The organism is Collimonas fungivorans, assembly GCF_001584145.1.
Taxonomy (GTDB): domain Bacteria; phylum Pseudomonadota; class Gammaproteobacteria; order Burkholderiales; family Burkholderiaceae_D; genus Collimonas; species Collimonas fungivorans.
The window spans coordinates 3,775,088-3,787,787 of sequence record NZ_CP013232.1 but is presented as its reverse complement, the minus strand read 5'-3'; the positions used below and the strand labels follow the sequence as shown (position 1 = coordinate 3,787,787).

Sequence of the window (12,700 nt, the reverse complement as noted above, 5' to 3'; positions counted from 1 at the left end):
ATTATGGCCGATACCAACAGCGACTACCACGTTGTCGGCGCCGCCGGCGCCGTCACCTATGCAGACCGGGGCAACGACCGTCCGGCGCAACTGCCTCGCGATCTGCCGGGCATCGTGATTTTTCTCCATGGCGTCAACGATCCTGGCGCGGTATATTCGTTCGTCGAAGACGGGATTTTCAAAGGGCTCAACGAGCGCCTATCGCGGAATGACTTGCATGCGGGAAGTTATGGCGCTCAATATAACAAATTGAAAGCAAAGAAAAATCCCGGTAAGTCGGACAATGATGTACTGTCCGACCCCGATACCTATCTGTATCAGCGTCAGGAAATTGCTGGCACAACCAAAAGCAGCTTCATTCCGTTTTACTGGGGGTATCGCGCACAAAACGATGAAATTGCGCGGCTCAACTCCAAGGGGCAAAGCAACACCAAAGAGGTGAAAGGTGGTGTCGCTGATAAGGACGGCAATTTGATGATGCGGGACCAGTATCAGGACATTCACGGAAATCGCCTCGATAAGCATTTCGGCAAGGCGGGAGGCTTCTTCGCAAACGCGACGAACAATATCCCACAAATGTACGGTGAGGGGTTCAGGGCGGACTTTGCCGCGCGCTCAGTGACCAAGCATGCCTTGGGTGGGAACTCGATGTATGCCGCTGATGCACCGGAGCGTCGCTATTTTGTCCTGGCGGCGACGCGTCTGGCGCATCTGATCAACATGATTCGATCGGTCAAGCCCTCTGCGCTCGCCGCGGCGCAAGGCATGCAGCCTGAACATGAAACGATCACCATCATGGGGCATAGCCAGGGAACGATCCTGACCTTGCTGGCGCAGGCGATCCTGAAACAGAAGGGCCAGCGCTGCGTCGATTGCATCATCATGGTCGATACTCCCTACAGCCTCTACCAGACGGACGGCTGCAATCAAACCGGCCATGCCAAACTCAAGACCCTGATCGACATCGTCAACGAAGTGACCAAAAAGCCCTACACGATTCCCGACCTGGCCGACATGATGATCAATCACGACAAGCACGGTGGCCGCGCCGGGACGGACTGGAGCAAGACGCAAGGCAAGCGCCTGGACAAGAGCGGCAAGAACTGGGTGACCTTTGACGAACGCGATAACCGCGGCAAGGTGTATTTGTACTTTTGTCCAGAGGATACTGTCGTCGGGCTGAAGACAGTCCATGGCATCGGCACCTTCGGGGTTCCCGATGTAGTGCCTGCCGACGGCGCGGCAAAAAAAGCAAACAAGCAGACCATGGACGCCATGAAGATTCTGGAGAGCAAGCGCTTCTTTCAGCGGATGTGGACGCGGATGACGCGCGACCACAACTTCGATGGCAAGTACAAGAAGGTGCTGGTAGGCAGCAAGCCGGCACGGGTGCCGGTTCGTGATCAATACGAGCGCTTGACGCCAGGTCCCGATGCCGGCGCGATGAATATGGCTACGAACATCGCTCTGCAGGCGAACTTTAAGCACAACGATATTCGTTTCATCAACGGAGAAGAGTTGAAACCACCCTGCGAACCTGACATGTATGGTGGCGAGGTCAAGGGTGAAACCGGTGGCTCCCGGCCTGGACATGCTGATAGGGCTGGGATGATGACACCGGACGACGTTACCAAGAATGTGATCTTGGGCAATCAGTACGCGGATCTGGAATGGAAAACAGCGGGGCACTTTTTCGATCCCTATTCGGCCCTGGAAAAAGAGAAAGCGAAGTTCAATGCCAATAATCCTGTCGACGAGCAATCCCAGAATTGGCGCGTGAGCTGGAGTGGAATTTCGCTGGAACGCGAGGAGACGCCGAAAGAAGCGCGTGAACGAATGCAAACCGACAAGGACGCTTACGAAGCCAACAACTATCATTCTGGCTTGCTGCATGCTGCAGAAAATCACCGCTGGGTAACGGCGATGGATGTCGCCATCGGACAGGCCGTGACGATGGATGATCCAATCTGGCGTGAGTTGCTGGTGGCCATTGCGGACTGGAAATTGTCTCCAGCGGTTTTCAATGTGATTGCGAAGAACAAAGCCTACACAGATCGGCTTACTCAGGAAGAAAGGGGTTTTATTGAGGCATGCAGAGACTACTATCAGAAAGGTATATTTCCTGGTGAACAATTTGTCTCCATGACAATGCCACCGCTGGTGACCAGTGAACTGACGCCAAAGGCTACAGCAGCGCAGCAACAGGCAGCGGATCTACAGAGAGAAGCGGAAATGCGTTTTTACCAGAACCAAGCCGCTCAGGGCATGGCAAGATTGGGTAGCTTACGATGAGGCCGCGTATTTGGCCATATGCTGCTGGATTCTTGCTGGTGGCGATCATCTGGACCATCTATGTGATGGTTGGGAATTATAATCATTGGCAAGCAACAGGACAGGAGACGTCGTATATGGGAAGCAGTATTCGAAATGGTGTATTGGCTGCGCTCGGCATTGCCATCCTTGCATACGGTGGGGGTTTGGCGTGGATGCATCGGTCGTCGAATGCCTCCGCGGATTCGTCTTCGCCAAAACAGGCTGCTTCCGCTGCAGTGGCGTCGAGTCTGCCCGGCGCCCAGGCGATGCTTGCGCAAACGGGAAAGAAGTTTGCGCTGGAAGTACGGGGAATGGGAGTTGTCGTTGCCGATAAAGCCGACGAGGAAATCTGGCAGGCTATTGAAGAAAAGGCCGACAATTACGCAAGCTATGCATCCCGGAACCCAGAAGATTACACGAATAGCGCAGGTCAACGCTTGTCCGATTTAGGTGTTTCAACAGGCCTGTCGTTCAAAGAAGGCGCACGCCATGCAGTCGATCAGTGGCCGCTGCCTGTCATTATTTGGTATCCGCCGAAGGCAAAAAGAGCTTCCCGGCCAGCGGGAGACCTGGCGGGATTACGCCAACAGGCGAGCCTGGGTGTGACCTTGCTGTTGTGGCAGGAAGATGCCAATACTGATGACGGCGCTGCCATGATCGAAAAGCTGTTTGCATTTTTCGATACCCATCCGGATGTGCCGGCGGCGCTGCTATTTAGCACCGACGGTTCAATGACGCGCTCGCTGGTTGAGACTCCAGGCAACGTGGATACTCCGAAGGAAGGGCACGTTATTCCAGCCATGCCGGACAGTGTCGGCGCGTTTCTGGTGTCGCGTTCGGATCGTGTAGACAAATTGATCCGGCCGTTTGCCGTCACGCAGACGGCCAATATCAATAAAACCAATACCGAGTATGACGTCGTCAAGCTGTGGAATTTCTTTTGGAAAAAAAATGATGATCAAGGCCCTGACAGTTTTGAGGCCCAATTCAGAAAGGAAGAAAAAGCCGCTGGGGTTACCAGTCCTTCCGCAGGTGCGATGTCGTCCAGCTGGTGGCAGTCGCAGTTACCGGAGTTGTGGCAAACGATAGGCAACCAAGGCCCGGGCGAGTTTAAACCAACACCCTATATTCCGGTGCGCTGGACTGACTGGCAGCTCAAGCAATTCGACAGCGCGCCCTTGTTGGGCTATTTACACCGCCCGGTGGATGTCAAGCTGACCGACGATCACGGCCAGCCACTGAAGACCGCTCTGCAGGCCGAAGCCTTGAAGGCCGGCTGGGAACAGGCCGTCGCTGTGCTCCCAGACAATAAAGAACCCAAGCGCCTTTTCTACGACACCACAGGTAGCAAGCAATGGGTGATTCCGCTGAACCAGGCACTGGCGCAAGTGGGTACTTCCGCCCCCCATCCAGACGAGGTAAAAGAGGGTTACGACATCGGCGCCCGCATCGGCAATACCGGCACAAGTTCCCCCATGGTACAGATCGGGCTGGGACTGATCGCCAGTTATCAGCAGGGCGGGGCGAGCGCGACGGTGAACCGGCGCCCGAATGGTATGGCCAGCATTGTGATGGTCAGTCCGCCGGATGAGGCGACCAAGGCCGCATGGGCGCAGAATCACGGCAGCGTGAGCCCGTTCAAATGAGAGCGATGCGATGCGCGGGGTGATTCGTCTGGGGGATTCCACCAGTCACGGTGGCAAAGTGGTGACCGGGCAGGAAAAATCGCTGGTGATGGAGCGGCCTGTGGCCTGCGTCGGCGATCGTTGCACCTGTCCGATGCCGGGCCATCATGACTGCGTGATCGTGGAAGGCGACCCGGCTGTGCAAATCGACGGCAAGAACGTGGCTTTCGACGGCCACAAGACATCCTGCGGGGCGGCGCTGATCTCTAGCATCACGTCGTCAGGAAGGACGTGACGGTCGCTCATCTCTTACCCGTCCCTAAAGCGACCGCAACTCCCCGTCACTTGGAAAAGAATAAGCGTGGCCGGGTATCAGCTGCGTTTAAATGTATCCACCGCACGCCGGCCAACGGCCGGGTCGTCGGTAAAGAAACCATCGATGCCCGCTTTCAGGTAAGCCTGGATTTCCGCCGCCAGGCCATCCGGATTGCGGGTGGCGGCTGACGCATTGCTTTTCAGGCTGGCCGGCAGGAAGTTGTTTTCCGGCCGGAAGGTGTAGGGATGCACCCGTAAGCCGGCGGCGTGGGCGTTGCTGACCAGTGCGGTGGGCTGGCCCAGGTTGCCGCTGCTGTCCTGCGGGATGATGCTCAGCTTGTTAGGGCCGACGCCATCGGCGTAAGCCGCCACTTCCTTCATTCCCTCAACAGTCATCAGATCACCGTAAGTCCGTTTGCTGCCGGCCAGCACAAAATCGGGCGGCTGTGCCTTGCCGTCGTCCATCAGCTGGACCAGCCGGTAGGTCGGATGATTCTTGCCGATCTTGCCGCGCAGGGTTTTCAGGTTGGCGGTTTCAAACGACTGGATGAAAATCACGGCGCGCTTGGCGCTGTAATCGTCTTGCGCCAATGCTGTCAGCAGGCGGTCTTCCAGCGGCAGGCCGATCGACTGGAAGTAACTTGGATGCTTGGTTTCAGGATAGAGGTGGATGGTGCGGCCGGTCTTGGCCGACATGTTCTTGGCCAAGGCGATGATCTCGGGCAGGGTAGGGATCTCGAACTGGCCGTCGTACTGGGTATTGTCCGGCCTGATCTGGGGGATTCTTTCCTTGGCGCGCAATTCCTTGATTTCCGCCAGCGTGAAATCCTCGGTGAACCATCCCTCCAGCGTATTGCCGTCGATAACCTTTTTGGTCTTTCGGCCGGCAAACTTGGCCACCGTCGCGACGTTGGTGGTCCCGGAGATTTCATTCTCGTGGCGCGCCACCAGGAAACCATCCTTGGTTGCCACCAGGTCCGGTTCGATCACGTCGGCGCCGTCTTCGATCGCCTTGGTATAGGAAGCCAGGGTATGTTCCGGCCGCAATGCGCTGGCGCCGCGATGGCCGATGACCAGGATATTGCCGTTGTTTGCCAGGTCGCCGCCGTCGCCGCCGCAGGCGGACAGGGAAAACAGGCCGGCCAGCGCCAGGCCAAGGGTGCGGATTCGTATCATGATCGGATAGTTGGAGTGGAGAAGAGTGTTTTATTGTATGGGTAACTTGTTACACAGACATGACATTTTCTCAAGTAAATCACCGGTTATTCTTGCAGGCATGCGGCAATTACCTACAAAATCGATTGCGTATGCTGTCAAATCATCTATTCTCATCATGTCATAGTGCTTATGTTGCCAGTTCTCCAATGTAATAAAATGCCGACCCCCAGATGAATGCCCGGCAGGGGCTTTTGATGGATCCGATGAGCATCTGCAACAACCGCTAGCGAACGACGGTTGGGGTGCTCCTTGGCTTTTGAGGAGAAATACATGACAAAACTCGACCTTTCGCGTCGCAGTTTTTTGAAGGCCAGCGTGGTGGCCGGGGTGTCGGTTTACGTCGCGCCCATGGGCGGCAAAGCGTTCGCCGCCCTGTTTGAAGAAAAAATCCTGACGCCCATCCAGTGGGACAGCAGCAACGGCCAGTCCGGCGGTCGCGTCAAGTTTCGTATCGACGGCATGGCCAAAGTCACCGGCGCCAAGGTGTTCGCGCGCGATGTGCGCGCCCGCGACATGCCGCACTGGCCGGACCAGCAAGCGCATGCCTTCATCCTGCGCGCTACCAAGGCCGACCGCAACTTCCTTGGCTTCGACCTCGGCCTGCTGGGCGACGATCTCAAACCTGACCGCATAGTCACCGCCGCCGACCTGGCGCGCGACGGCCTGGCTTTCCCGGCGTTCTACGGTGAAGACATGCTGCTCCCGCCCGGCAAGACCGCTGCCTATCTTGGCCACGCGGTGGCAATCCTGATCTACAACGATTTCGCACGCTTCCGCTTTGCCAAGGATAAATTGCAGTTCAAGGATGAAGTGATCCAGTACGGCCCGGTCACCGGCCCGCTGGAGCGCGATCCCTGGGGCACTTTCCGTTTCGTGCGGGTGGGCGGCGCGACATCGTTCGACGACGATGTCTTCTCCAGCCTGAAGAATGCGCCGGTATTCCCGAGCATGATGCGCAAGCACCAGCCGGTCTGGCCGGACGGCCAGGAGCACGGCAAGCTGGGCGAGCAGGGCATGTTCTACGCCGCCCAGATCCAGGATCAGCTGGACCACCCGCCGGCCGACTGGCTGGTGATGGAGCGCAACTACAATACGCAGTCGGTGGATACCGCGGCGCTGGAGCCGGACAACGCCAACTGTTGGTACGACAGCGCCAGCCAGGCCTTGCACATGGTGGTGCCGACGCAGTCGCCGGGCGAAGTGGTGGACAGCGCCATCGAAATGATGAAGAAGGGAAAATTCCCGCTCAAGCAGCTGTTCCTCCATCCTTGCTACACGGTCGGCTACGGCTCCAAGGATCACTACAATTTCCCTTTCTACGGCCTGCTGACCTCGCTGTATGCGGACGGCAAGCCGGTGCGCCTGGCCAACGACCGCTACGAACAGTTCCAGACCTCGATCAAGCGCCACGCCTTCAAGATGCATTACCGCATCGCGGTCGACCGCAAGAGCGGCCTGCTGCAATCGTTCAAGGGCGAGTTCGAAGCCAACGGCGGCGGCCGCGCCAATTTCTCGCCGTCGGTAGCGATGGTGGGCGCCACCGCCGCGCAATCGATTTATTATTTCCCCAAAAACGACCTGGCTGCGGTGGCCATCGCCAGCCGTGCGATCGACGCCGGTTCGGCGCGCGGCTACGGCACGCTGCAGAGCATGGCGGCGACTGAGATGATGATCGACGAGATGGCGGAGAAGCTCGGCCTCGACGCCATCGATTTCCGCCTGAAGAATGCGCTGCGCTCCGGCATGAAAAACACCCAGGGCGCGATTCCGGCCGGCGCGATCCGCGTCGACGAAGTGCTGCAGAAGGCCAAGAACCATCCACTGTGGATCAACCGGACCAAGAAAAAAACCGAGTACGAAGCCGGTCATCCGGGCTATCGCTACGGTGTCGGTTTTGCCTGCGTGCAGAAGGATTTCGGCACCGGCGCCGAGACCTCGTTCGCCAAGGTCGAAATCAGCGCCGACGGCCAGATCCACCTGTCGCACAGCGCCGCCGAAATCGGCACCGGCATGTCGACTTCGCAGGCGATCGCCTGCGCCAAGTGGCTGGGCAAGCCGGCGCATGAAGTGCGCACCTCGGTCACCGACTGGAGTGACCTGCCGGTAGTCACCAGCGGCGATCCCTACATCATGAGCCAGGCCGAGCAAGACAAGCTGGCGGCCAATCCGCGCTGGTCGCCGGGCTATTCCTCGCCATCCAGCGCCACCAACTCTGCTTTCTACTTTACCCACAGCACACGCGAAGCTGCACGCGTGATCTTCATGCACGGCCTGTGGCCGGCGGCGATGGCGATCTGGAGCCAGGGCATAGGCGGCGGCCAGGCGGCGCCGCTGGTGGTGCGGGTCGAGGATGCGCGCTGGGTCGACGGCAAGCTGTCCGCCGCCGGCCTGGAAGCGCTGCCCTACCAACAGCTGGTGACGAAAGCCCACGAACTGGGCCTGGTCACCGGCGCCACCGTCCACGTCTTCAACCGCTGGCAATGGACCGAAGCCGAGTTCGAGATTCTCGGCAATCTCACCAGGATTCCGCTCGACGGCCTGTCGCTGCGTTATGGCGACGGCGCCGACAAGGCGCGCAAGGCCAGGATGAGCACGGGCGGCGGTTACGACGTACTCAATCGCAAGAAAGTCTTCATCCCGCCAACCCAGCGCAACAACGCTGCCGTGACTTACTACAGCGCGGTCGGCACATTGGTCGAACTGGCGGTGCACGAAGCCAGCGGCAAGGTCGAGCTGCTGACCCATCACTCGATCATGGAATGCGGCAACCAGATCTCGCCGCAGCTGGTTTCCGGCCAGCTGCAGGGCGGCCTGGCGATGGGCATCGGCCACGCCTTGCACGAATACCTGCCGCTATACGAAGACGGCCCCGGCAACGGCAGCTGGAACTTCAACCGCTACCAGCTGCCGCGCGCCAAGGATGTCGCGGTCTGGAGCCAGACCAGCGAAGTGCTGCCGCCGCTGACCGAGACCGATCCGCCCAAGGGCATCGCCGAAGTGGTGATGATCCCGGTGGTCGGCGCCATCGTCAACGGCATCGCCCACGCCATCGGCCACCGTTTCACCGACCTGCCGGTAACCCAACAAAATATCCAGGAGGTTCTGGCATGAGCATGACTATCCACCCCATCACCATGCATATCAACGGCAAGCCGGTAGGCCCGGTGCCGGTGCCGGAAGGCATCATGATGATCGATTTCCTGCACGAATACCTGGATCTGACCGGCTCGCGCCTGGGCTGCGGCCAGGGTGTCTGCCGGGCCTGCGTGGTGATTCTCGACAAGCCGGACGGCACTAGCGAAGAAGTGCGTTCCTGCATCACCGGCGCCCATTTTTTCGAAGGCAAGAAAGTACGCACCGTGGAAGGCCACGCCCAGCTTAACGAAAAGGGCGAAGTAGTGGCGTTGTCGCCTATCCAGCAGAAGTTCCTCGAGCATTACAGCTTCCAGTGCGGCTACTGCACCCCGGGTTTCGTCAACGCGGCGACGGTATTGCTGGAAAAGCTGAAGCGCCAGCCGGTCGCCAAGGACCAGCTCGATCAGGCCATTACCGACGGACTGAACGATCACATCTGCCGCTGCACCGGTTATGTGCGCTACTTCGAAGCGGTCAAGGAAGTGGCGCTGGCGACGCCGGGACTGGTAAAGGATGGCAAGTGATGACTAAGCTCCGATACCTCGGCAAGGCGTTGCGCATGGCTGCTGCGCCGCTGCTGGCGGCAACCTTGCTGGCTGCGTGCGACAGCAGTAGCAGCCCGTCGGCCCCAGCCGCCGGCAGCACGGTCAAGCCGGGCAGCGCCGACCAGCTGGCCCTCGGCCGCTACCTGACCAAGGCCGCCGACTGCGCCGCCTGCCACACCACCGCCACCGGCGCGCCGTTTGCCGGCGGCGTCGAACTGGCTTCGCCGTTTGGCAAGTTCTACGGCTCCAATATCACACCGGACAAACAGCACGGCATCGGCAAATGGAACGCGGACCAGTTCTACAAGGCCCTGCATGACGGCGTAACGCCGGATCGGCACTTGTACCCGGCCATGCCGTACACCTCGTACCGCTCGATGACGCGCGCCGACAGCGACGCTATCTACGCCTACCTGATGCAGCAGAAACCGGTCGCCGTGGCGAGCAAGGAAGCGGACCTGAAATTCCCCTACAACATGCGCTTCGGCATGATGTTCTGGAATGTGCCGTTCCTGAAGAATTCGCTGAGCGACGCTTCGGTCGGCCAGTCTCCTGCTTGGCTGCGCGGCCAGTATCTGAGCAATGCGCTCGGCCACTGCGCGGAATGCCATTCGCCGCGCGGCGTGTTCGGCCAGCTTGATTTGTCGAAACCGCTGGCCGGCGCTGCACTGGGACGTGTCGCCGCACCCAACATCACACCCGCCGGCCTGGCTGCGGTGGGCTGGACGGCAACGGACCTGCAGACCTTCTTCGCTACTGGCATCGCCCCGCAAGGTTCGGCCTACGGCGAGATGTTCCCGGTGGTGCACCTGAGCACGCAATACCTGAGCAAGGACGACCTGAACGCCGTCACCACCTATCTGCTGGGCGACAAGCCGTTGCCGCCGGAACCGGTCAAGGCCATCAGCGCCGATGCGGTCGAACTGGATGCCGGCAAGCGTTTGTACACGGCAGTGTGCGCCGGTTGCCATGGCTTCCAGGGCGACGGCAAGCCGCATGTGGCGGTGGCGATGAAGGGCAATTCGACGGTGCGCAACGCCGATCCGCATAACCTGATCGTGGCGATGCTGGACGGGATCGAAGCGCAGAAATTCCCTGGCACCGAAAGCCTGCAGGACATGCCCGGTTTCGCCGGCCAGCTGAACGACAAGGAACTGGCGCAATTGTCCAACTTCCTGCGCGTCACCTGGGGCGGCCAGGCCGCCGACGTTACCCCGGAGCGCATCAAGAGCATGCGGCTGACGACGGCGCACTGAAGCGTTGCAGGGTGGGCACAGGTGCCCGCCCTATAGCAGGATCGTCCGTGCAAGCGGCCGGTCCTGTTTTTCATTACACTGGTAAAAACCTAAGAAAAGATCAGGCAAGCCATGAATGCAGTCGATTATCAAGTATTAAAAAGCGCCGTCAGCTGGCTCCAGCAGGGCAAGCGGGTGGCGATGGTCACGGTGGTGCGCAACTGGGGTTCGGCGCCGCGTCCGCTGGGTTCGTTGTTTGCGATCACCGACGACGGCGATTTCACCGGTTCGGTCTCGGGCGGCTGTATCGAGGACGACCTGATGCAGCGCTTTGCCACGGCGTTTCCGGAACGCATAGAACTGGTGCGCTACGGCATCAGCGCCGAGCAGATGCAGCGTTTCGGCCTGCCTTGCGGCGGCACCCTGGAACTGGTGATCGAACCCTTGTCCGACGCTGCTTCGCTGACGCCTTTGCTCGACGCCGTCGCCGGACGCAAGCTGGTGCAGCGTCGCCTGGACATGCGCAGCGGCAAGGCCAGCATTGAAGCCAGCGACGCCGATTTCGCCTTGCATTTCGACGAACAGGAACTGCTGCAGGTGTTCGGCCCGCGCTGGCGCCTGCTGATCATCGGCTGCGGCCAGGTCTCGGAATACCTGGCGCAGATGGCGCCGGCGCTGGATTTTTCGGTATACCTGAACGACCCGCGCGAAGAGCAGCGCCGCAACTGGCAGGTCGATGACGTAGTCTGGCTGGACGGCATGCCGGACGACGCCGTACTGGCCTTCAAGCCGGACCGCCGCACCGTAATCGTCACCCTCAGCCACGACCCGAAAATCGACGACATGGCGCTGATGGAAGCGCTCAAGACCGATGCTTTCTACGTCGGCGCCATCGGCTCGATGGCGAGCACCGAGGCGCGCAAGGAAAGATTGCTGATGCTGGACCTGAGCCCGCAGCAGGTCGGCGATTTGCATGCGCCGATCGGCTTGTCCATCTTGAGTCGTTCGCCGGCTGAGATCGCGGTATCGGTGCTGGCCGAGCTGGTGATGCTGCGCAACCGCGGCAGGGTGGCGGTATCGCCATCCAGTTGTGCCGTCAATACGGACGATCTGCGGATGGTCGAGCGGCCGTGAAACGCTTAAAGGTAAACACATGAAGATGACGGATATTCCGTTTGGCACGACCGACTGGCAAACCGTCGAGCGTACCGAGCACAAGGGCGAGGTCGGCATTGCCTATTGGCGCACCCGCCAGTTCGGCGCCATTCGCGTGCGAATGGTCGAGTACACGCCGGGTTACCTGGCCGACCACTGGTGCAGCAAAGGCCATATCCTGTTTTGCCTGGAGGGCGAACTGCACACCGAACTCGAAGACGGCCGCAGGTTCTTGCTGAAAGCCGGCATGAGCTACCAGGTTGCCGACGGCGCGGAGCCGCACAAGTCGTTTACCGCGGTTGGGGCGAAGCTGTTCATAGTGGACTGAACACCGCATCGGCCGGGAAATTTTGACCAGCTTCCTTTACTGTTGCCGCCAAGCTGCTAGTATGAAAGTAGGCAATCCGCCAAGTAAATCGTCGTAGGATTGCCGTCGGGCTGCAGACAGGAGTCCTTCAATGGATTTCGCACTGGATGGGAGTAAACCCACCAGGAAACTGGTTGGTTTCATTGTAGTCGTGGTGTTGCATATAACGATCGTATATGCATTGGTGACAGGTTTGGCGCGTAAAGTCGTCGACGTCATCCAGGAGCCGGTGATCACCAAGCTCATCGAAGAAATCAAGCCGCCGCCGCCCCGCCGCCGCCCGACAAGCCGGTGCCGCCGCCGCCAAAATCGGCCGCTCCGCCACCTCCTTATGTACCGCCGCCAGAAGTCAAGGTACAGCCGCAGCCGCAGGAAAACACGATTGCCGCGGTCACCAATGTCAAGCCGCCGAGCAACGAGCTGCCTACTTCAGTCGCGCAACCGTCGCCGGCAGCCTCGGCACAGATAGCCGGCCCGCCGGCGCATACCAGTGCCAAGGTCGCGGGCAATTGCGAAAAGCCGGAATATCCCAGGACTTCCTTGCGCAACGAAGAGCAGGGTACGGTGAATGTGAAGCTGATCATCGGCACCGATGGCAACGTGGTGGATGCCGCGATTGAAAAGAGCAGCGGCTACAAAGACCTGGATCGCGCCACCCTGAAAGCCTGGAGCCTCTGCCATTTCACGCCGGCCATGGCGGATGGCCAGCCGGTGCAGTCGGCTACGCGCATGCAGTATGTCTGGAAGCTGGAGTGAGCACATCGGCCGCTCCCTGGCTCCAGCCATGACGGG

Annotated in this window: 10 protein-coding genes; 9 read left to right on the top strand and 1 reads right to left on the bottom strand. The window is 59.7% G+C overall.

What is annotated here, in order from left to right; genetic code table 11:
- Nucleotides 1-3: 3 nt before the first annotated feature.
- From CFter6_RS16235 to CFter6_RS16225, 3 genes are read left to right on the top strand one after another with little or no spacing between them, the layout of a single operon-like run.
- Complete coding sequence (locus tag CFter6_RS16235; protein ID WP_061540811.1) at nucleotides 4-2,292, top strand: DUF3274 domain-containing protein; 2,289 nt, start codon at nucleotides 4-6, stop codon at nucleotides 2,290-2,292.
- Nucleotides 2,289-3,959, top strand: a complete 1,671-nt coding sequence (locus CFter6_RS16230; RefSeq protein ID WP_061540810.1) for a type VI lipase adapter Tla3 domain-containing protein — start codon at nucleotides 2,289-2,291, stop codon at nucleotides 3,957-3,959. The genes CFter6_RS16235 and CFter6_RS16230 overlap by 4 nt, the downstream gene beginning before the upstream one ends.
- A 10-nt stretch (nucleotides 3,960-3,969) precedes the next feature.
- A complete protein-coding gene (locus CFter6_RS16225) occupies nucleotides 3,970-4,233 on the top strand; it encodes a PAAR domain-containing protein (protein ID WP_061540809.1) in 264 nt (87 codons plus the stop codon).
- A gap of 77 nt (nucleotides 4,234-4,310) precedes the next feature.
- Here the strand turns inward: CFter6_RS16225 and CFter6_RS16220 are convergent, their stop codons facing one another.
- Entirely contained in the window at nucleotides 4,311-5,429 is a 1,119-nt protein-coding gene (locus tag CFter6_RS16220; protein ID WP_061540808.1) for a glycerophosphodiester phosphodiesterase, read from the bottom strand.
- Between the two features lie 312 nt (nucleotides 5,430-5,741).
- On the opposite strand from CFter6_RS16220, the gene CFter6_RS16215 reads away from it, so the two are divergent.
- The 6 genes from CFter6_RS16215 to CFter6_RS16190 all read left to right on the top strand — a co-directional run bounded on the left by CFter6_RS16215 (nucleotide 5,742) and on the right by CFter6_RS16190 (nucleotide 12,664).
- Entirely contained in the window at nucleotides 5,742-8,582 is a 2,841-nt protein-coding gene (locus tag CFter6_RS16215) for a xanthine dehydrogenase family protein molybdopterin-binding subunit (RefSeq protein ID WP_061540807.1), read from the top strand.
- On the top strand, nucleotides 8,579-9,130 hold the full coding sequence (locus tag CFter6_RS16210) for a (2Fe-2S)-binding protein (RefSeq protein WP_061540806.1): 552 nt from the start codon (nucleotides 8,579-8,581) through the stop codon (nucleotides 9,128-9,130). Before CFter6_RS16215 ends, CFter6_RS16210 begins: the two co-directional genes overlap by 4 nt.
- On the top strand, nucleotides 9,130-10,407 hold the full coding sequence (locus CFter6_RS16205; protein ID WP_061540805.1) for a c-type cytochrome: 1,278 nt from the start codon (nucleotides 9,130-9,132) through the stop codon (nucleotides 10,405-10,407). Before CFter6_RS16210 ends, CFter6_RS16205 begins: the two co-directional genes overlap by 1 nt.
- A gap of 111 nt (nucleotides 10,408-10,518) precedes the next feature.
- Complete coding sequence (locus CFter6_RS16200) at nucleotides 10,519-11,520, top strand: XdhC family protein (RefSeq protein ID WP_061540804.1); 1,002 nt, start codon at nucleotides 10,519-10,521, stop codon at nucleotides 11,518-11,520.
- Between the two features lie 19 nt (nucleotides 11,521-11,539).
- Nucleotides 11,540-11,869: a DHCW motif cupin fold protein gene (locus tag CFter6_RS16195; protein ID WP_061540803.1), complete on the top strand. Its 330-nt coding sequence runs from the start codon at nucleotides 11,540-11,542 to the stop codon at nucleotides 11,867-11,869.
- Between the two features lie 330 nt (nucleotides 11,870-12,199).
- Nucleotides 12,200-12,664, top strand: coding sequence for an energy transducer TonB (locus CFter6_RS16190; RefSeq protein ID WP_335340289.1), 465 nt, complete (start codon nucleotides 12,200-12,202; stop codon nucleotides 12,662-12,664).
- Nucleotides 12,665-12,700 lie beyond the last annotated feature (36 nt).

Bases quoted from the DNA above. Each gene is read 5' to 3' on its own strand.
- CFter6_RS16235 (WP_061540811.1), top strand. From the start codon at position 4: ATGGCCGATACCAACAGCGACTACCACGTTGTCGGCGCCGCCGGCGCC.
- CFter6_RS16230 (WP_061540810.1), top strand. From the start codon at position 2,289: ATGAGGCCGCGTATTTGGCCATATGCTGCTGGATTCTTGCTGGTGGCG.
- CFter6_RS16225 (WP_061540809.1), top strand. From the start codon at position 3,970: ATGCGCGGGGTGATTCGTCTGGGGGATTCCACCAGTCACGGTGGCAAA.
- CFter6_RS16220 (WP_061540808.1), bottom strand. From the start codon at position 5,429: ATGATACGAATCCGCACCCTTGGCCTGGCGCTGGCCGGCCTGTTTTCC.
- CFter6_RS16215 (WP_061540807.1), top strand. From the start codon at position 5,742: ATGACAAAACTCGACCTTTCGCGTCGCAGTTTTTTGAAGGCCAGCGTG.
- CFter6_RS16210 (WP_061540806.1), top strand. From the start codon at position 8,579: ATGAGCATGACTATCCACCCCATCACCATGCATATCAACGGCAAGCCG.
- CFter6_RS16205 (WP_061540805.1), top strand. From the start codon at position 9,130: ATGACTAAGCTCCGATACCTCGGCAAGGCGTTGCGCATGGCTGCTGCG.
- CFter6_RS16200 (WP_061540804.1), top strand. From the start codon at position 10,519: ATGAATGCAGTCGATTATCAAGTATTAAAAAGCGCCGTCAGCTGGCTC.
- CFter6_RS16195 (WP_061540803.1), top strand. From the start codon at position 11,540: ATGAAGATGACGGATATTCCGTTTGGCACGACCGACTGGCAAACCGTC.